A 19,056-nucleotide genomic window follows, 5' to 3' on the forward strand; every position below is an offset into this window, starting at 1 on the left:
GCACAAGCTGCAAGCACCAAAAAAAAACGGGAGCCAAGGCTCCCGTTTGTCATGGTGAGATACAGGCTCAGGCCTTGCTCTCGGCCTTCTGACGCAGACGCAGGTTCAGTTCGCGCAGCTGCTTCTCGTCCACCGCGCCCGGCGCGTTGGTCAGCAGACACTGCGCGCGCTGGGTCTTCGGGAAGGCGATCACGTCGCGGATCGACTCGGCGCCGGCCATCAGCGTGACCAGACGGTCCAGACCGAACGCCAGGCCGCCGTGCGGCGGAGCACCGAACTTCAGGTTGTCGAGCAGGAAGCCGAACTTGTTCTGCTGTTCTTCCGGCGTGATCTTCAGGGCGGCGAACACCTTTTCCTGGATCTCGGCGCGGTGGATACGCACCGAACCGCCACCGATTTCCCAGCCGTTGAGCACCATGTCGTAGGCACGCGCCAGGCACGCGCCCGGGTTGCTGTCCATCAGGTCCTCGTGGCCTGGTTTCGGGCTGGTGAACGGATGGTGGCAGGCGGTCCAGCGGTCGTCGTCCTCGTCGTACTCGAACATCGGGAAGTCGACCACCCACAGCGGACGCCATTCCTTGACGAAGTAGCCGCCCGCCAGGCCGCGCTCGTGGCCGATCTTGATGCGCAGCGCGCCGATCGCCTCGTTCACCACCTTGGCCTTGTCGGCGCCGAAGAAGATGATGTCGCCATTGTCGGCAGCGGTACGCGCCATGATCTCGTTCAGCGCATTCACCGACAGGAACTTCACGATCGGCGACTGCAGGCCGCTGTTCTCGTCGTTGCTGATCTTGCTCTTGTCGTTGACCTTGATGTAGGCCAGCCCCTTGGCGCCGTAGATGCCAACGAACTGGGTGTAGTCGTCAATCTCCTTGCGGGAGAGCGCCGCGCCACCCGGCACGCGCAGGGCCACGACACGGCCGTTAGGCAGGTCGGCGGCACCGCGGAACACCTTGAATTCCTCGGTCTTCATCAGGTCGGTCAGTTCGGTGAACTGCAGGCTGACGCGCAGGTCCGGCTTGTCGGAGCCGTAGTAGTGCATGGCGTCGGCGTAGCTCATGCGCGGGAAGTCGCCCAGTTCCACGTCCATCACGTCGCGGAAGATCTGGCGCGCCATGTCTTCGGTGATGTCCATGATCTGGTCCTCGTCCAGGAACGAGGTCTCCAGGTCGATCTGGGTGAATTCGGGCTGACGGTCGGCCCGCAGGTCTTCGTCGCGGAAGCACTTGGTGATCTGGTAGTAGCGGTCGAAGCCGGCCACCATCAACAGCTGCTTGAACAGCTGCGGCGACTGCGGCAGCGCGAAGAATTCGCCCGGGTGCACGCGGGACGGCACCAGGTAGTCGCGCGCGCCTTCCGGCGTGGAGCGGGTCAGCATCGGGGTTTCGATGTCGATGAACCCCTGCTGGTCGAGGTACTGGCGCACGCCCATCGCCACGCGGTAGCGCAGGCGCAGGTTCTTCTGCATCGCCGGGCGACGCAGGTCGATCACGCGGTGGGTCAGACGCACGTTTTCCGACAGGTTCTCGTCGTCGATCTGGAACGGCGGGGTGGCGGCCGTGTTCAGTATCTCGATGTCCTTGGCCAGGATCTCGATCTCGCCGGAAACCAGGTGGGCGTTGGCGGTGCCGGCCGGACGCTCGCGCACGATGCCGGAGATCGACAGCACGAATTCGTTGCGCGCGCTGTCGGCGGTCTTGAACGCTTCCGGGGTATCCGGATCGATCACCACCTGCACCAGACCCTCACGGTCGCGCAGGTCGATGAAAATCACGCCGCCGTGGTCGCGACGACGATGCACCCAGCCCTTCACCGTCACGGTCTGGCCGAGATAGGCCTTGTCAATCAGCCCGCAGTAATTGGTTCGCATAATATCCTGAATTGAATCGTAAAAATTCGGTATCAAGGCCCAGAGTCTATTTCAGTAGGCGAGCGAGCCAAAGCAGCTTGAGTGCCACCAGCGCTCAGGAACCGGAATGTACACGCAGTACATGAGGATTCCTGATCGCTGAGCGAATCACTGTGTGCAAATCTTTGCCTTGCTCAGCGATGGATTCGCACGCAGTACTGCTGGCGCTCAAGATGCACAGGCGCAGCCGCCTAATGAGATGGGCTCTTATTCGTCCTTGCCTGGGGGCGCAACCACCCCCATGGAAATCACGTACTTCAGCGCGGCGTCCACACTCATCTCGAGCTCGCGCGTGTCCTTCTTCGGCACCATGATGAAATAGCCCGAAGTCGGGTTGGGCGTGGTCGGCACGTACACGCTGACGTATTCCTCACCGTCCAGGTGCGAAGCCACGTCGGCGGCCGGGGTGCCGGTCTGGAACGCCACGGTCCAGGAGCCCTGGTGCGGAAACTGCACCAGCAGGGCCTGGCGGAAAGCCTGACCGGAATCCGACAGCAGCGTGTCGCTGACCTGCTTGACGCTGCTGTAGATCGACTTCACCACCGGGGTGCGCGAAATCAGTGCATCCCAGAAGCTGAACAGGCGCTGACCCAGCACGTTGGCGGCGAGCATGCCCGTGCCAAGCAGGATCAACACCGACAGCAGCACGCCCAGGCCCGGTATGTGAAACCCGATCAGGGCTTCCGGACGCCAGTGCTCCGGCAATAGGGTCAGGGTCTGGTCCAGCGTGCCGACGATCAGGTTCAGCACCCACAGCGTCACCGCCACCGGGAGCCAGATCAGCAGGCCCGTGACCAGGTGCCCCTTGAAATTAAGCTGCAGACGCGGCATCAACTGCAGCTACCGCAGCCGCCGGTGCCGCAGCTGTGGCCGCCGGCCGGCGCCGAGGAACTGCCGTTCTTGAAATCGGTGGCGTACCAGCCCGAACCCTTGAGCTGGAACCCGGCCGCCGTCAGTTGCTTGCGGTAGTCAGGGCTGCCGCACTCGGGGCAGGCGGCAATCGGCGCATCGCTCATTTTCTGCAGGTGTTCCTTGGCAACCCCACAGGCATCGCAACGGTATGCATAAATCGGCATGTTTCTCTCCTTCACCTGCCATTGACAATGGCATAGACGGCATGTTTCTTGCTACAGTGAACGCTTGCCAGTACTGGCTTCCGCTCAGATGGGGACATTCCCTCCGCAACGCAAGCAGCTGTTCACAAACGGGTGATTATATCTGACTGCCAGTGCAACACAAAAATACTGTTTCGTCACACCACCGCAATCCCACGCGGCGAAGCTGTGGTCTGAACGCGTCAGCAGGAAAAAGGGAAGCTCATGAAAAACATCCAGTCACCGCTCGCCGGCAAGAAAGGCCTGATCATCGGCATCGCCAACGAGCACAGCATCGCCTACGGCTGCGCCAAAGTGCTCAAGGCGCTGGGAGCGGAGTGCGCCGTCACCTACCTCAACGACAAAGCCGAAAAATACGTACGCCCCTTGGCAGACACGCTGGAGTCGCCGCTGGTGCTGCCGCTCGACGTGGAACAGCCGGGCCAGCTCGCCGCGGTGTTCGACGCCATCGGCCAGCAGTGGGGCGAACTGGACTTCGTCATCCACTCCATCGCCTTCTGCCCGATGCAGGATCTGCACGGGCGCGTCACCGACGTGTCGCTGGCCGGTTTCCAGCAGGCGATGCAGGTATCGTGCTATTCCTTCATCGAAACCGCGCGCCTAGCCGAACCACTGATGAAACACGGCGGCACGCTGATCACCATGAGCTATTACGGCGCCGACAAAGTGGTGCAGAACTACAATATCATGGGACCGGTCAAGGCGGCGCTGGAGAGCGTCACGCGCTATCTGGCGCACGAACTGGGCAGCCAGGGCATCCGCGTGCACGCGGTGTCGCCGGGGCCGCTGAAGACCCGCGCCGCCTCCGGCATCGCCCATTTCGACCAGCTGATCGACGACGCCATCACGCGCGCGCCGCAGAACCGCCTGGTGGACATCGAGGACGTCGGCCAGACCTGCGCCTTCCTGATTTCCGACGCGGCGCGTTCGCTGACCGGCGACACCTTCTATGTCGACGGCGGCTACCACATCATGGCCTGAGAGAGACACCGAGCATGACGCATGACGATCAAGCCTTCGACGATATCCTGCAACAAGCCGAGCAGCTCGGGCCGCTGCCGATGGCAGTGGCGCATCCGTGCAGCCGCGAGGCGCTCTTGGGCGCGGTGGAGAGCGCCGACCACGGCATCGCCCGGCCGATCCTGATCGCGCCGCAGGCCAAGCTGAAGAAACTGGCCGAGGAACTCCGCGTCGACCTGACGCGCTTCGAGACCATCGACGTGCCGCACAGCCACGCCGCCGCGGAGCAGGCGGTGGCGCTGGTGCGCGACGGCTACGCCGACATCCTGATGAAGGGCAGCCTGCACACCGACGAATTCATGACCGAGGTCACGGCGCGCAGCAGCGGCATCCGCACCGAGCGCCGCATCAGCCACGTGTTCATCATGAAGGTGGAGAGCTACCCGCGCTACCTGTTCATCACCGACGCGGCGATCAACATCGAGCCCGACCTCACCGCCAAGCGCGACATCTGCCAGAACGCCATCGACCTGTGCCATGCCCTGGGCATCGCCTGCCCCAAGGTGGCGATCCTGGCGGCGGTGGAGACCATCAACCCGGAGATGCGCTCCACCATCGACGCCGCCGCGCTGTGCAAGATGGCCGACCGCGGCCAGATCACCGGCGCCATCCTGGACGGCCCGCTCGCCTTCGACAATGCCATCTCGCGCGAGGCGGCGGCGACCAAGGGCATCGTCTCGCCGGTGGCGGGCGACCCGGACATCCTGCTGGTGCCCGACCTGGAATCCGGCAACATGCTGGCCAAGCAGCTGTCCTACCTCGCCGCCGCCGCCTCCGCCGGGATCGTGATGGGCGCGCGCGTGCCGATCGTGCTGACCAGCCGCGCCGACGACTCCAACGGCCGGCTCGCCTCCACTGCGGTGGCAAACCTGCTGGCGCACGGCAAGCAAAGGCGGGAGCCGCTGGCATGAAGAAAGTGCACCTGGCGATCAACGCCGGCTCGGCCACGCTGAAGTTCCGCGCCTACGGCGCCGACGGCCACGGCCTGTTGGTCAAGGGGCTGGTGGAGCACTTCGGCCAGGACGGCGGGCGCTTGACGCTGACCGATGGCAAGGGGCTGCCGCTGCTGCACCAGGAGCTGGCCGGCAACGGCCGCGACCTGGCGGTGGCGGCGGTGATCAACGCCCTGGCCGACCGCCAGATGACGGTCGCGGCGGTAGTGCACCGCGTGGTGCACGGCGGCAACCGCTTCAGCGAACCGGTCCGGCTCACGCCGCAGGTGCGCGCCGGACTGGAGGAATTCGTCGCGCTCGCCCCACTGCACCAGCCGGTGAGCCTGGCGGTGATCGACGCCTTCACCGCGCTGGACGAGCGGCTGCTGCAGATCGCCTGCTTCGACACCGCCTTCCACACCAGCCAGCCGGAGGTGGCGACGCGTTTCGGCATCGCCCGCCACTGGCATGCCGAAGGGGTGCGGCGCTACGGTTTTCACGGCCTCTCCTACGCTGCCATCGCGCGCCGCCTGCCCGAACTGGGGTTGGCCGAAGCCAAGGTGGTGGTGTGTCACCTGGGCAGCGGCGCCAGTGCCTGCGCCATGGTGCAGGGGCGCAGCGTCGCCAGCAGCATGGGCTTTTCCGCGGTGGACGGCCTGCTGATGGGCACCCGCCCCGGCGCGCTCGATCCCGAAGTGCTGCTGTACTGGATGGAGCACGAGGGCATGGGCGTGGCCGAGGTGCGGCGCGAGCTTTACAAGAACTCGGGCCTGCTGGGGGTGTCGGGCCTGTCGGCGGACATGCGCGAACTGCTCGCCAGCCACGTGCCGGCGGCGCGCGAGGCGGTCGAGCTGTTCTGCTACCGCGTGGTCCGGGAAATCGGCGCGCTGGCGGCGGCGATGAAGGGGCTGGACGCGGTGATTTTCACCGCCGGCATCGGCGAGCGCTCGCCGGAAATCCGCGCCCGCGTCGTCAAGCAGCTGGCCTGGCTCGGCTTCGAGCTGGATCTTTCGGCCAACCTGGCGCAAGCGCGCCGCCTGACGACGTCGGCCAGCCCGCGCAGCGCCTGGATGATTCCCACCGACGAGGAAGGCGAAATGCTGCGCAGCGCCGCCCTGCTGCTGGGTTGAGCGCCGCCGTCAGCCCTGCGCCCAGTCGTTGAGCATCAGGCCGAAGCCGATGCCCTGGTTACGGTGGTTGTAGTCGATCAGGCTCTCGCCGTAGCCATTGAAGTACTGCAGGTAGCCGCGCAGCCGGCCGGCGAGCGGGAAGGTCCAGCCCAGTTGCAGCGCCCCCTTGCCGGACGACGGGTTGTAGCGCGCCAGCGCCGCCAGGGTATGGTCGTTCCAGCGATACTGGGCCTGCAGGTCGCCATAGCCGTAGTAGCGCAGGATGTCGGGGTTGTCGTCGCTCTCTACCGGCTCCGGCAGCCGCTGCCACACGCGCGCCGTCAGCGTCAGCGGACCGCGCTCCATGCCGAGCATGCCGTACACCCGGTTCCAGCTGCGCGACAACGGGTCGCTCTGGCCGTTGGACTGATGCACGAAGCCGGCGCCCAGCAGCCGCACCCGCCAGCCCAGCACGGACCAATCGACCGGCAGGCTGGCCATGACTTCGGGCTCGTAGTCGGTTTCGCGAAACGGCGACGACTGCGGCTTGTTGTAGAGCTGCCAGTGCGACTGCTGGGTATAGCCGAACCACAGGTCGGCCGGCGTGCCCAGCACGTTCTGCCAGATCTTGCTCTTGAACGAGAGCTGGAACTTGACTTCGGTGTGGTCGAGATCCTGCGCGGTGGCGCCGTGCGTCGGCGTGAACGGGGCCGTGTTGGGAGCGACCTGGTACCAGCCTGGCAGGAAATACGAGGGCCGGTGGCCGCGCAGCAGGAAGGTACGGTGCGGAGCGTCCTGATCCAGGTCCCACAGCTTGGCCAGCGCCGTACTCTCCGGCACCGACTCGGCACGCTCTTCCGCTGCAGCAGGAATGGCAGCAGGCGCGGGCATTGCTTCGGTGGTGTTTATGGCAGGCTCCGCCAAGGCCGGAGCGGTGGCGAGGACGGCGGCAGGCGGCCGGGCCGCCGTGGCGGCAGCGTCGAAGCAGGCGAGCCGCGCCTCGGCCGCGGGCAAGGCGGCGCATCGGCCCAGCGCCTCCCCGGCGCTCTCGGCATGGCTCATCAGCGGCAGCAGGAGCGGCAAACCCGGCAGCCAGCGCAGAATGGACATGGGCGTCATCGGCAAAAAAAAGAAGGTATGACCCCCTGCCGGCGCCGACGGTTCCAAAAAACAAAAGGCCCCGCGATGCGGGGCCTTTGCATATTCGCTGTCCTTGCGGACGGATCAGGCAGCCATGGCCTTGATCTGGGCGGACAGACGGCTCTTGTGACGAGCAGCCTTGTTCTTGTGGAACACGCCCTTGTCGGCAATGCGGTCGATCACTTTAACGGAAGCCTGGAACACGTCTTTGGCAGCAGCCTTGTCACCGGCTTCAACAGCCTTGATCACTTTCTTCACTGCGGTACGGAACGCAGTACGCAGGCTGGCGTTATGCGCGCGCTGCTTGAGAGCCTGGCGTGCACGCTTGCGAGCTTGTGCGCTATTAGCCATGAAACTTTCTCCTGATGAGCGGAATCTGAAACCCGCGATTCTAAGCCCTATACTCTGGTTTTGCAACAGCAATCCGTCCCGCGTAAACTAGCCGGCTTGCAAATCCTCCCAACCGGTTTTTCCGCCCAATGAACCTTCTCAAGGCTCTTGCCACCGTCAGCAGCATGACCATGGTGTCGCGCGTACTGGGTTTCGTCCGCGACGCCATCATCGCCCGCGTCTTCGGCGCCGGGCTTGCCACCGACGCCTTCTTCGTGGCGTTCAAGCTCCCCAACCTGCTGCGCCGGGTGTTTGCCGAGGGGGCGTTCTCCCAGGCTTTCGTGCCGGTGCTGGCGGAATACAAGCAGCAGCGCGGCGAGGACGAGACGCGGCACTTTCTCGCCGCGGTGTCCGGCATGCTGGCGCTGGTGCTGCTGGTGGTGACGGCGCTCGGCATGCTGGCCGCGCCGTGGATCATCTGGATCTCGGCGCCCGGCTTCGCCAACGATACCGGCAAGTTCGACCTGACCGTCGAGCTGCTGCGCATCACCTTCCCTTATATCCTGTTCATTTCGCTGTCGTCGCTGGCCGGCAGCGTGCTCAACACCTGGAACCGCTTCTCGGTGCCGGCGTTCACGCCGACCTTCCTGAATATTTCGTTCATCCTGTGCGCCCTGCTGCTGGCTCCCTACTTCCACCCGCCGGTGCTGGTGCTGGCGTGGGCGGTGTTCATTGGCGGCATTCTGCAGCTCGCCTACCAGTTGCCCTACCTGAAGCAGGTGGGCATGCTGCCGTGGCCGCGCCTGGCGCTGAAAGACGCCGCGGTATGGCGCATCATCCGCCAGATGGGGCCGGCGATTTTCGGCGTGTCGATCGCACAGATTTCGCTGGTGATCAACACCATCTTCGCCTCCTTCCTGGCCTCCGGCAGCGTGTCGTGGATGTACTACGCCGACCGTCTGATGGAATTCCCCACCGGGGTGCTGGGCGTGGCGCTCGGCACCATCCTGCTGCCGTCGCTGTCCAAGCACGCCGCCAACAATTCCGCCGACGACTACTCCAAGCTGCTGGACTGGGGCATGCGCCTGTCGCTGCTGCTGGCGGTGCCGGCCACGGTCGGTCTGGCGGTACTGTCGCAACCCTTGATCGCGACGCTGTTCATGTACGGCAAGTTCTCGGCGCACGACGCGCTGATGACGCAGCGCGCCCTGATCGCCTACGCCATCGGCCTGTTGGGGCTGATCCTGGTGAAGGTGCTGGCGCCCGGCTTCTACGCGCGCCAGAACATCAAGACGCCGGTGAAGATCGCCATCGTCACCCTGTTCCTGACCCAGCTGATGAACCTGGCCTTCGTGTTTCCGCTCAAACACGCGGGGCTGGCGCTGTCGATCGGGCTGGGCGCCTGCCTCAACGCTGGGCTGCTGCTCTACCTGCTGATCAAGCAGGGGGTGTATGAACCGCAGCCGGGCTGGCGCTCCTTCCTGCTGCGCCTGGGCGTGGCGGTGGGCGGCATGGCGGCGCTGCTGGTGGCGGCACTGTGGCTGCCAATCAACTGGCACGGCCACTCGTGGCAGCGCGTGGGCTGGCTGTCGGCCATCATCATGGCCGGGGTGGCGATGTATTTCGGCCTGCTGTTCGCGCAGGGTTTCCGACCCAGCGATTTCATGCGCCGCGAGCACTGAGCAACAGGACAGGGCCAAGGCCGGCCCTGTCCGGAAAAGGAAAGTAACGAGACGATGGCGAGTAACACCAAGACCCCCGAACAGTCGCCGCTCGGCAAGACCGTGCAGTACCAGGACCAGTACGCGCCGGAGCTGCTGTTCCCGATTCCGCGCCAGCAAAAGCGCGACGAGATCGGCGTGGACGGCTCGGCGCTGCCGTTTGCCGGCGTCGACATCTGGACCGGCTACGAGCTGTCGTGGCTCAACGCCCGCGGCAAGCCGCAGGTGGCGATCGCCACCTTCCGTATCCCGGCCGACACCCCGAACCTGATCGAGTCGAAGTCGTTCAAGCTCTACCTGAACAGTTACAACCAGACCCGGCTCGACAGCATGGCGCAATTGCAGGCCCAACTCGCGCTGGACTTGTCGCGCGCGGCCGGTGGCCCGGTCGCCGTCAGCCTGACGAGTCCGCAGGATTTTGCACGAGAACGGATCGACGAGCTGGCCGGCGAGTACATCGACGACCTCGACATCGAGGTCAGCGACTATCACCCCGATCCAGCACGGCTTTCGGCCGATCTGTCGCACATCGTCAGCGAGACGCTGTGCTCCAACCTGCTGAAGTCGAACTGCCTGGTGACCGGCCAGCCAGACTGGGGCAGCGTGCAGATCCATTACATCGGACCGCGCATCGAACGCGAGAGCCTGTTGCGCTACCTGATCGGCTTCCGCCAGCACAACGAGTTCCACGAGCAGTGCGTGGAGCGCATCTTCACCGACGTGCTGCGCGCCTGCCAGCCGCAGCAACTCACCGTGTACGCGCGCTATACCCGGCGCGGCGGCCTCGACATCAATCCCTTCCGCAGCAATGGCGGAGAGCCGGCGCCGGCCAACGTGCGCACCGCGCGCCAGTAAATCCCCAAGGTTGGCCGAAGCCCTTCGGCCAACCTCGTCACGCCGTCCGCCGCGCCTTGCGGCAGGCCATCAGCACCACCGCCCCCACCTTGAACAGGCCGGCCGCCACCGTCAGCGACAGGTGCGCGGCGATCAGCAGCGGCATCGCCACCTCCGCTTCGCGGAAATAGGCGGTGTAGACCCCGACGCTGAACACCGACAACGACACCAGCATGGTGACCAGGGCAATACGTTCCATTCCTTGTTGCATGATTCGCACCTTTTGCCGACGGCGCTGCACGTGCCAGGTGACAGCACCCTTTTTAAACATGTACTATTGATACATCTTTAGTGGCGGCGCGTCTAGTATCAGAACATGCTGATATAGGTATCGCCGATAAGATGTATTTTTTTGACAACTTATAAGGACTTCACATGCTCAGCAGCCAGCACCGCGAACTCGTCAAAGCCACCGTACCGGTTCTGCGCGAACACGGCGTCGCCCTGACCAGCCATTTCTACCGCCGCATGTTCAGCCACAACCCGGAACTCAAGCACGTGTTCAACCAGGCCAAACAGGAGGCCGGCCAGCAGCAGCAGGCGCTGGCGCTGGCGGTACTGGGCTACGCCGAACACATCGACGATCCTTCGGTCCTGGCGCCGGTGGTAATGCGCATCGCCCACAAGCACGTCGGCCTGGGCATCCGTGCTGAGCACTATCCGATCGTCGGCCATCACCTGCTGTCCTCGATCAGCGAAGTACTGGGCGAAGCCGCCAGCGACGAGTTGCTGGAAGCCTGGCGCCTGGCCTACGGCCAGCTTGCCGACCTGCTGATCGGGGCGGAACAACAGCTCTACACCGACGGCGCGCTGAGCCGCGGCGGCTGGTCCGGCGTGCGCAGCTTCACCGTCACCCGCAAGGTGGCGGAAAGCAGTGAGATCACCTCGTTCTACCTCTCCCCGTCCGACAAGGGCGCGGTGCCCGGCTTCCGTCCCGGCCAGTACATCACGCTGAAGCGTTTCGTGCCGGAACTGGGGTTGCTGCAGCCGCGCCAGTACAGCCTGTCGGACGCACCGGGCCAGGATTACCTGCGCATCTCGGTCAAGCGCGAACCCGGCAACGGTAGCACCCCGGCCGGACGCATCTCCAACCTGCTGCACGACACCGTGCACGAAGGCGACCAGCTCGAACTGGCCCCGCCGGGTGGCGACTTCTTCCTGCACGAAGAACGCAGCACCCCGGTCGTGCTGATCAGCGGCGGGGTTGGCGTGACGCCGATGCTCGCCATGCTCAACCATCTGGTGCTGACGCGAAGCCCGCGCCGCGTCGCCTTCGTCCACGGCTGTCGCAACGGTGCGGTGCACGCCATGAAGCGCCACGTCAACCAGCTGGCGGCGGAATGCGACAATGTCAGCAAGGTGGTGTTCTACGAAGAAGTGGGTGCCGAAGACCGCCTGGGCGAAGACTACGACCAGCAAGGCCGCGTCGACCTGGGCGCTGTGCGCGAGCAGGTACTGCTGCCGGATGCCGACTACTACCTGTGCGGCCCCTTGGCGTTCATGCTGGCGCAGCGCGACTGGCTGCTGGCGGCCGGGGTGGACGGCGGGCGCATCCACTACGAAGTGTTCGGCTCGCATACCATAGCCGGCTGATTGTGCCGCGCGGGTGGGAGGGGTATCCTGCCCGCATCACTCGAGACAGAACGAATCATGCAGTTGACCCGCTTCACCGACCTCGGCCTCAGGGTATTGATGTACCTGACCCACCGCGAACGCGACACCCCGGTCACCATCCCGGAAATCGCCGAGCGCTTCGCCGTGTCGCGCAACCACCTGGTCAAGGTAGTGCACTTCATGGCGCAGCAGGGCTGGCTGGTCACCACCCGAGGCAAGGGCGGCGGGCTGGCGCTGGCGCGCCCGGCCGATCACTACCGGCTGGGCGACGTCATCCGCACCCTGGAAGGCATGAGTGACCTGATCGACTGCGCCGAGCCGCCCTGCGCGCTGCGCAGCGGCTGCCAGCTCAAGTCGGCGCTGGACGTCGGCCTCACCGCCTTCTTCGAGGCGCTCAACCGCTTCACGCTGGCCTCCGCCGTCGCCGCGCCGACCGGCGAGGCCATCGTCCGCCTGCACCGCCGGCCCCGTCCGCTGGAGCCGGGCACCGTCTCCTAACGCCCTCCGCCGCCCTATCCGGTGGTTCGACGCTGGCACGGCGCCGCTCCGCGCGACACCGCACTGGACACCGCTCTCCCCGCCCTCCATCGGCCGCTCTGGCCCTGTGCTCTCCCCGCCACCGGGCCGCGGCGATCGCCCGGGACGGCCTGGCCACGTCTGCCGCCGTACTTTGCCCTGCCGGCATCCCCCACACATCGCCCCCTCTGCGGAACATGGCCGGAAGTTTGCTTGCCTAAACCGGGTCGGCGTCATGCCATGGCCACCTGAGCGGCCCCGCCACCTCTCACCCAGCGTTGCAGATTCCCCGGCAACACATCCCCGCAACAGAACGGCTCTAGCCTGTAGCAGGCTGGCTTCTTCGAGAAAGGGAACACCCATGAAGACCACTGAGATCGCCTTGGCCTTGCAAGGCGGCGGCGCGCACGGCGCCTTTACCTGGGGCGTACTGGACAGGCTGCTGGAAACACGCCGCTATCACCCCGCCGCGCTGAGCGGCGCCAGTGCCGGCGCCATGAACGCGGCGCTGCTGGCCTACGGCTGGATGGAGGGTGGTTACGACGGCGCGCGCGAGGCGCTGGGACAGTTCTGGCAACGGCTGTCGGCGCTCTACCCCTGGCCGGCGGCGCACGCCCCGCCCGTGGCGCTGCAAGGGCTGCTGCAGCTGTCGCACTTCCTGACCTCGGACCAGCTCAACCCGTTCGACTACAACCCGCTGCGCGAGCTGATCGCCAGCAGCATCGACTTCGCCCGGCTGCGCACCACCCCGATCCAGCTGTTCATCGCCGCGACCCACGTCAACAGCGGACGCCTCAAGCTGTTCCATGCCCACGAGCTGAGCGTGGAGCACCTGCTGGCTTCCGCCTGCCTGCCGCAGCTGCACCACACCGTACACATCGACGGCGAAGCCTACTGGGACGGCGGCCTCACCGCCAACCCGCCGCTGTTTCCGCTGGCCTACCAGGGGCGCGCCCGCGATATCGTGCTGGTGACGCTGGTGCCGCAACAGTGGGAGGAGACGCCTGGGCGTGCCGGCGCGGTCGAGCGCCGCCTCAACGACATCAGCTTCGGCTCGTCGCTGCATACCGAGTTGCAAGGGCTGGCCATCGCCAAGCGCGAAGCCGGCAGAAGTCTGTTCGGCCTGGGCCGCCTGGAGCGACACCTGCGCCAGCTGCGCCTGCACCATATCGATGCGGACGCTACCACCGGCGCGCTCGACAGCCTGAGCAAGCTCACGCCGCATCACGGCCTGGTGCAGCAGTTGTTTGCCGCCGGGCGCGAGCGGGCGCAGGCCTGGCTGCAAGAGCACGGTGCGGAAGTCGGGAGAAAAAGCACGATGCGGCTGTGGCGGCGCATCGGCTGACACGGGGCGACGTCGTCGCGGCGCAACGAAGAGCCGCGGCAAGAGCGCGCCACGACCGCAAGGCGGCCGTGGCGGGAAGGGAAAGGATCAGATGGTGCGCGAGTAGCGCGCCTTGGTCTGGCGCTCGCGCAGGTGGCGGTCGAAAGCCATGGCGATGTTGCGGATCAGGAAGCGGCCTTTGGGCTCAACCATCAGGAAGTCGCCGTCGAAAGTGAGCAGGCCCTGCTGCTGGAACTCGCGGATGGCCGGCATCTCGGCGGCAAAGTACTCGGCGAAGTTGATGCCGTGCACCTGCTCGATGGCTTCCACCGACAGCGCGAAGCGGCACATCAGCGCCTGGATGATGGAGCGGCGCAGGATGTCGTCGCCGTCCAGCACCATGCCGCGCAGCACCGGCAGGCGGTTTTCGTCGAGTGCGGCGTAGTAGCTCTCGAGATCCTTCTCGTTCTGGCTGTAACAGGGGCCGACCTTGCCGATGGAGGACACGCCGAAGCCGATCATGTCGCAGTCGGCGTGCGTGGAGTAGCCCTGGAAATTGCGCTGCAGCCGGCCCTGGCGCAGCGCCACGGTGAGGTCGTCCTCCGGCTTGGCGAAGTGGTCCATGCCGATGAACACGTAGCCGGCGGCGGCCAGCTGTTCCACCGAGTGCTGCAGGATGTCGAGCTTGACCGGCGGCAGCGGCAGGTCGGCCTCGTTGATGCGCCGCTGCGGCATGAACACCGTCGGCAGATGGGCGTAGTTATAGAGCGCGATGCGGTCCGGCCCCATGGCGATGACCTTGTCGACCGTGGCCGCCACCGACTCCTGGGTCTGCAGCGGCAGGCCGTAGATCAGATCGACGCTTACCGAGCGGAAGCCGGCCTCGCGCGCGGCGTCGATCACCACGCGCGTCTCTTCTTCGCTCTGGATGCGGTTGACCGCCTGCTGCACGCGCGGCTCGAAATCCTGCACCCCGACACTCATCCGGTTGAAGCCCAGGCGCGCCAGATGCAGCACGGTGTCGCGCGTCACCTTGCGCGGATCTATCTCAATGGAATATTCTCCCTCCGCCAAGAATTCGAAGCGGGTCCGGAGTATCCCCATCAGCCGTTCCAGCTGTTCATCCGACAGGAAGGTCGGGGTGCCACCGCCGAAGTGCAGCTGGATCACTTTTTCGCGCTGCCCCAGCACGTCGGCCACCAGGCCGACTTCCTTCTCCAGGTAATCGAGGTAGCGGTCGGCGCGGCTCTTGTCCTTGGTGATGATCTTGTTGCAGCCGCAGTAATAGCACACGGTATTGCAGAACGGCAGATGCACGTAGAGCGAGATCGGACGGCTGTTGGCGCCGATCTTGCGCTGCTGCAGCCAGTGACGGTAGTCCTTGGCGCTGAAGTCGTCGGTGAAGCGGTCTGCGGTCGGGTACGAGGTATAACGCGGGCCGGCGCCGTCGAGACGGGCAATCAGGGCGCGGTCGAACTCGCAACGTGTGGGCGAAAACGGTGGGTGGGTGGTGTTCATGATGTCTCGCGATGGAAAAACCAGTGGTGGACTGGTAAATTTGCGGCAAACCTCCCAGAAACGCTTTGACCGACATCAAGGCCCAACGCTTTGACCAACATCAAGGCTTACTTAACAGAAGCGGACATGCCGCATGACTGACTCGACTGTTGTTCCCCTGCAAGCCCTCAAGGTCTCCTGCTCCAACTGCACGCTGCGCGAATTGTGTCTGCCCCTGGGTCTGAACCGTGAGGAAATGACGCGACTGGATGCGGTGATCCGCCAGAGCCGGCGCCTGAAACGTGGCGAAGCGCTGTTTCGCAACGGCGAGGGCTTCAAGTCACTGTACGCGGTACGTACCGGTTTCTTCAAGACCTGCATCTCCAGCCAGGACGGGCGCGAGCAGGTCACCGGCTTTCACATGTCGGGCGAACTGATGGGACTGGACGGGATTTCGGCCAACGTGCACGGCTGCAACGCCGTCGCGCTGGAAGACAGCGAGGTGTGCGAGCTGCCGTTCAGCCGCATGCAGAACCTGGCGCTGGAGATTCCCTCGCTGCAACACCACTTCTACCGGCTGATGAGCCGCGAGATCGTGCGCGATCACAACGTGATGATGCTGCTGGGCAATATGAAGGCGGAGGAACGGCTGGCCGCCTTCCTCATCAACCTGTCGCAGCGCCTGACGGTACGCGGTTTCGCCGCCAACGACTTCATCCTGCGCATGAGCCGCGAGGAGATCGGCAGCTTCCTGGGGCTCAAGCTGGAGACGGTGAGCCGCACCCTGTCCAAGTTCCAGCAGCAGGGCTGGATCGCGGTGGACCACAAGCACATCCAGCTGGAGCAGCCCGAGCAGCTCAAGCAGTTGGTCGCCGGCTGCGCCAACGCCCACCCGACGCCGAACCACTGAGAACCTGTTTACGATCTCGCGAGCTAGAGCGAGACAAGGCAAAAACAGCTGAGGATGCGGAGTTTACAAGTAGTAAATGAGCATTCCAAAGTCGTTTTTAACGCCGTATCGCCGAAGCGCAGCAGATCGTAAACAGGTTCTGAGCCCTTCCGCGCCCCCGCGGTCCTAGCGTCAGCGGGCGGCCCACCGGCCACCGCGGCATGAATGGCGTTCAGCGCCCCCCGCTTCCCGCCTTGCCATTGGTCAGTTCCTGCACCGTGTCGAGCAACTCGGCCAGTCGCGCCGGCGGCGGCCAGTTCGGCGGGCAGACAAAACCGCGCGCCACTTCCTCCCAGTCCCCGCCCCCCAACGGCAAGACCTCGGCCACCAGCTGTGGCGCCTCTGCCGCCGCCAGGTGGCGGCGCAGCGCGTCCTCGTCCAGCGTCTCGGCCTCGTCCACCCGCGCCGGCGCCAGCCAGCGCAAGCGCGGCAGCCACACCCAGCGCGACGCCAGCGAGCGCCGCGGCCACGGCGCCAGCAGCGGGCGCGCCCAGCCGGTGAGGAGGTCGGGGGCCAGCGGCGGCTCGAGCAGCACGGCATGGGGATAGAACAGCCAGCCCGCCAGCCTGGCCGCGGTGCGGCAGCCGACGAAGCCGGGCGGCAACAAGGGTTGCGCCGCCGCGTGGCGCGACAGCGCGAGCTGATCCTGCAACTTGGCCGCCTTCAGCGCCCAGGCATCGCGCAGGCTGGGGCCGACCAGGGTATGGCGCCCTTCGCCCAGCATCAGGTAGAACTTGCTGGCGGTTTCGAGGTGCCACGGCTCGCCGTCGATGCGCAGCAGGAAGTCGAATTCGCCAATGGTGCGCAGCTCGCCATTCTGCACCTGCAGATTGGCCGCCACGCACTCGATGTGCGGCGCGAGCTCGAACCAGAACGCCAGCAGGTTTTCGGCGTAGCGACCAAGGCGGGTGGTGGGACGGGCGGCGAGCCAGGCCACTAGCGCCGCCGGGGCGCGGTCGAGTTCGGCCAACAGTCCCGGTCCGGCGTCGCCCAGCAGGCGCTCGGGCAGAATGTCGGCGCCGGTCAGCCACGGCGCCGGCGCCGTCAGTAGAAAGGCCAGGTCGCGCACCGCCGGGTGCGCGTAGGGCAGGTAGAAAGTGCTACTGCTGGCGGCGGCCGTCATCGCGCTGGGCCACGCGCTGCACCTGCTTGAGGAAGCCGCGCAGGATGTCGATTTCCTCGCGCAGCAGGTTGGCGCGGTTGAACAGGGTACGCAGGCGGCGCATCAGGCGCTCGCCGTTGCGCCGCTCGTAGTAGCCGATATCGGCCAGGGTCTGGTCGAGGTGGCCGCAGAAGCCCTCCACCTCGTCGCGCGTCGCGCTCTCCCCTTCCGGACGCAGGTAATCGACGTCGACGCCGGTGTGGCTGAACAGCTCGTAGGTCATCACCTGTACCGCCATCGCCAGGTTGAGCGAGAAATACTCGGGGTTGCCGGGAATGGTCACCAGCCGGTTGCACAGCTCGACCTCGTCGATCGACAGGCCGAAGGTCTCGTTGCCGAACACCAGCGCCACTTGTTCGCCGTCGCGCGCGCGCGCCACCAGCTCCGGCGTGGTTTCGCGCGGAGTGGAGAGCGGCGTGGTCAGCTCGCGGCGGCGGCTGGTCAGGGCGCAGGCCACGGTGACGCCGGACAAGGCTTCGGCCAACGTGTCGACCACCACCGCCTGCTGCAACAGGTCGACCGCGCCGGAGGCCAGCGTGTCGGCCTCGGGGCTGGGGAAGGTCTTGGGCTCGACCAGGTAGAGCCGCGACAGCCCCATGGTCTTCATCGCCCGCGCCGCCGATCCGATATTGCCCGGATGGCTGGGGCGCGCCAGCACCACACGAATGTTCTTCAAAAAATCAGGGACTTCGGGTTTCTTCATTCGCCATTTCGCATTAAAATAGACGGCTTATCAAAAGCCCGTCCATGAGCCGGGTTTTTTCGTTCCTTAACCCAGATTGTTTCCTACTACGATTTTCCCTACCGGGAAGGCCGGGGTAGTTGTCTTTACTAGAGGCCGTCAATGCATCCCATGCTCAACGTCGCGGTGAAAGCCGCCCGTCGCGCCGCCAGCGTCATCCAGCGCGCGTCGCACAACGTCGACACCATCCGCGTCGAGAAGAAGCAGCACAACGATTTCGTCTCCGAAATCGACCGCGCCGCCGAAGAGGCCATCATCTCGACCATTCTCGACGCCTACCCCAAGCATGGGATTCTAGCAGAAGAGTCCGGCGCCCAAGGCCTGGGCAACGCCGAGTTCGAGTGGATCATCGACCCGCTCGACGGCACCACCAACTTCCTGCACGGCCACCCGCAATACTCGGTGTCGATCGCCCTGATGCACAAGGGTCAAATCCAGCAGGCCGTAGTGTATGACCCCAACCGCAACGACCTGTTCACCGCCTCGCGCGGCGTCGGCGCCTTCCTCAACGACCGCCGCATCCGCGTTTCCAAGCGCATTGCCATGAACGAATGCGTGATCGCCACCGGCTTCCCGGTGACCGACCAGAGCTACATCGACCAGTACCTGGGCATGTTGAAGGACGTGCTGGGCAAAACCGCCGGCGTGCGCCGCGAGGGCTCGGCCGCGCTCGATCTGTGCAACGTGGCTTGCGGCCGTGTCGATGGTTTCTGGGAGTTGAACCTGAAGCCGTGGGACATCGCGGCGGGCAGCCTGATCGTGCAGGAAGCCGGCGGCATCGTCACCGACCTCAAGGGCGAGGACGGCTGGCTGGAATCCGGCGACATCGTGGCCGGCAGCCCGAAGGTGCTGGCGCAGTTGCTGCATACGCTGGCGCCGCACGTCGGCTGATCGTTCTCCCTCCGTATTTCCAACGCCCCGTCAGTCCGCTGGCGGGGCGTTGTTGTTTACGGAGGTACGGTCTGGAATAACGTTTTCGGCGAAGTTATGGGCTATTGCTATATGGCTGGTGAGAATGGGGGGTGCCGGTTCCGCCCGGCGGACGGGGGGGGGGAATTTTCGTCGCCAAATTCCCCCTTCAG

The 19,056-nt window shown here is 65.4% G+C and carries 19 protein-coding genes; 10 read left to right on the forward strand and 9 right to left on the reverse strand.

Annotation, left to right across the window (positions count from 1 at the left end; genetic code table 11):
• Positions 1 to 67: 67 nt before the first annotated feature.
• From aspS to AC3WG5_RS06670, 3 genes are all read right to left on the reverse strand, one after another.
• A complete protein-coding gene (gene aspS / locus AC3WG5_RS06660; RefSeq protein WP_008953352.1) occupies positions 68 to 1,870 on the reverse strand; it encodes an aspartate--tRNA ligase in 1,803 nt (600 codons plus the stop codon).
• 246 nt (positions 1,871 to 2,116) lie between these two features.
• On the reverse strand, positions 2,117 to 2,740 hold the full coding sequence (locus AC3WG5_RS06665; RefSeq protein ID WP_008953353.1) for a DUF502 domain-containing protein: 624 nt from the start codon (positions 2,738 to 2,740) through the stop codon (positions 2,117 to 2,119).
• Positions 2,740 to 2,985: an FmdB family zinc ribbon protein gene (locus tag AC3WG5_RS06670; RefSeq protein WP_008953354.1), complete on the reverse strand. Its 246-nt coding sequence runs from the start codon at positions 2,983 to 2,985 to the stop codon at positions 2,740 to 2,742. Before AC3WG5_RS06670 ends, AC3WG5_RS06665 begins: the two co-directional genes overlap by 1 nt.
• A 243-nt stretch (positions 2,986 to 3,228) precedes the next feature.
• Between AC3WG5_RS06670 and fabI the strand changes: the two genes are divergently transcribed.
• Genes fabI through AC3WG5_RS06685 form a run of 3 tightly spaced genes read left to right on the forward strand, consistent with a single transcriptional unit; the run spans position 3,229 to position 6,106 of the window.
• Positions 3,229 to 4,005 (forward strand): enoyl-ACP reductase FabI, encoded by a 777-nt coding sequence (gene fabI / locus AC3WG5_RS06675; RefSeq protein ID WP_492568209.1) that lies wholly within the window; start codon positions 3,229 to 3,231, stop codon positions 4,003 to 4,005.
• Between the two features lie 14 nt (positions 4,006 to 4,019).
• On the forward strand, positions 4,020 to 4,955 hold the full coding sequence (locus AC3WG5_RS06680; RefSeq protein WP_482583222.1) for a phosphate acetyltransferase: 936 nt from the start codon (positions 4,020 to 4,022) through the stop codon (positions 4,953 to 4,955).
• Positions 4,952 to 6,106: an acetate/propionate family kinase gene (locus tag AC3WG5_RS06685; RefSeq protein WP_482583223.1), complete on the forward strand. Its 1,155-nt coding sequence runs from the start codon at positions 4,952 to 4,954 to the stop codon at positions 6,104 to 6,106. Before AC3WG5_RS06680 ends, AC3WG5_RS06685 begins: the two co-directional genes overlap by 4 nt.
• 9 nt (positions 6,107 to 6,115) lie before the next feature.
• On the opposite strand, the gene AC3WG5_RS06690 is transcribed toward AC3WG5_RS06685, so the two are convergent.
• Both AC3WG5_RS06690 and rpsT read right to left on the reverse strand, forming a co-directional pair.
• Positions 6,116 to 7,195, reverse strand: a complete 1,080-nt coding sequence (locus AC3WG5_RS06690) for a phospholipase A (RefSeq protein WP_482583224.1) — start codon at positions 7,193 to 7,195, stop codon at positions 6,116 to 6,118.
• A 114-nt stretch (positions 7,196 to 7,309) separates the two neighbouring features.
• On the reverse strand, positions 7,310 to 7,576 hold the full coding sequence (gene rpsT, locus AC3WG5_RS06695; RefSeq protein WP_008953359.1) for a 30S ribosomal protein S20: 267 nt from the start codon (positions 7,574 to 7,576) through the stop codon (positions 7,310 to 7,312).
• 128 nt (positions 7,577 to 7,704) lie between these two features.
• Here rpsT and murJ point away from each other — a divergent pair, with 128 nt between their 5' ends.
• Entirely contained in the window at positions 7,705 to 9,237 is a 1,533-nt protein-coding gene (gene murJ, locus AC3WG5_RS06700; RefSeq protein WP_492568210.1) for a murein biosynthesis integral membrane protein MurJ, read from the forward strand.
• Positions 9,238 to 9,291: 54 nt separating this feature from the next.
• Positions 9,292 to 10,131 (forward strand): NADPH-dependent 7-cyano-7-deazaguanine reductase QueF, encoded by an 840-nt coding sequence (gene queF / locus AC3WG5_RS06705; protein ID WP_482583226.1) that lies wholly within the window; start codon positions 9,292 to 9,294, stop codon positions 10,129 to 10,131.
• Positions 10,132 to 10,168: 37 nt separating this feature from the next.
• Here the strand turns inward: queF and AC3WG5_RS06710 are convergent, their stop codons facing one another.
• A complete protein-coding gene (locus tag AC3WG5_RS06710) occupies positions 10,169 to 10,381 on the reverse strand; it encodes a hypothetical protein (protein WP_008953362.1) in 213 nt (70 codons plus the stop codon).
• A 164-nt stretch (positions 10,382 to 10,545) separates the two neighbouring features.
• On the opposite strand from AC3WG5_RS06710, the gene hmpA reads away from it, so the two are divergent.
• The 3 genes from hmpA to AC3WG5_RS06725 all read left to right on the forward strand — a co-directional run bounded on the left by hmpA (position 10,546) and on the right by AC3WG5_RS06725 (position 13,645).
• On the forward strand, positions 10,546 to 11,763 hold the full coding sequence (gene hmpA, locus AC3WG5_RS06715; RefSeq protein ID WP_482583227.1) for an NO-inducible flavohemoprotein: 1,218 nt from the start codon (positions 10,546 to 10,548) through the stop codon (positions 11,761 to 11,763).
• A gap of 57 nt (positions 11,764 to 11,820) precedes the next feature.
• The gene (locus AC3WG5_RS06720) at positions 11,821 to 12,282 is read left to right on the forward strand and encodes an RrF2 family transcriptional regulator (protein WP_008953364.1); all 462 of its coding nucleotides are present in this window, start codon (positions 11,821 to 11,823) and stop codon (positions 12,280 to 12,282) included.
• A 379-nt stretch (positions 12,283 to 12,661) separates the two neighbouring features.
• Complete coding sequence (locus AC3WG5_RS06725; protein ID WP_482583228.1) at positions 12,662 to 13,645, forward strand: patatin-like phospholipase family protein; 984 nt, start codon at positions 12,662 to 12,664, stop codon at positions 13,643 to 13,645.
• 87 nt (positions 13,646 to 13,732) lie between these two features.
• Here AC3WG5_RS06725 and hemN read toward each other — a convergent pair whose 3' ends face one another.
• Entirely contained in the window at positions 13,733 to 15,142 is a 1,410-nt protein-coding gene (gene hemN, locus AC3WG5_RS06730) for an oxygen-independent coproporphyrinogen III oxidase (RefSeq protein WP_492568211.1), read from the reverse strand.
• Positions 15,143 to 15,275: 133 nt separating this feature from the next.
• Between hemN and fnr the strand changes: the two genes are divergently transcribed.
• Positions 15,276 to 16,031 (forward strand): fumarate/nitrate reduction transcriptional regulator Fnr, encoded by a 756-nt coding sequence (fnr, locus tag AC3WG5_RS06735; protein WP_008953367.1) that lies wholly within the window; start codon positions 15,276 to 15,278, stop codon positions 16,029 to 16,031.
• Positions 16,032 to 16,242: 211 nt separating this feature from the next.
• Here the strand turns inward: fnr and AC3WG5_RS06740 are convergent, their stop codons facing one another.
• Both AC3WG5_RS06740 and AC3WG5_RS06745 read right to left on the reverse strand, forming a co-directional pair.
• Positions 16,243 to 17,193, reverse strand: a complete 951-nt coding sequence (locus AC3WG5_RS06740) for a DUF1853 family protein (protein ID WP_492568212.1) — start codon at positions 17,191 to 17,193, stop codon at positions 16,243 to 16,245.
• Complete coding sequence (locus AC3WG5_RS06745) at positions 17,171 to 17,935, reverse strand: RNA methyltransferase (protein ID WP_492568213.1); 765 nt, start codon at positions 17,933 to 17,935, stop codon at positions 17,171 to 17,173. The genes AC3WG5_RS06740 and AC3WG5_RS06745 overlap by 23 nt, the downstream gene beginning before the upstream one ends.
• A 141-nt stretch (positions 17,936 to 18,076) precedes the next feature.
• On the opposite strand from AC3WG5_RS06745, the gene AC3WG5_RS06750 reads away from it, so the two are divergent.
• Positions 18,077 to 18,865, forward strand: coding sequence for an inositol monophosphatase family protein (locus AC3WG5_RS06750; RefSeq protein ID WP_294864450.1), 789 nt, complete (start codon positions 18,077 to 18,079; stop codon positions 18,863 to 18,865).
• The last annotated feature ends 191 nt before the right edge of the window (positions 18,866 to 19,056 follow it).

This window comes from Pseudogulbenkiania sp. FW507-F1 (assembly GCF_058781125.1).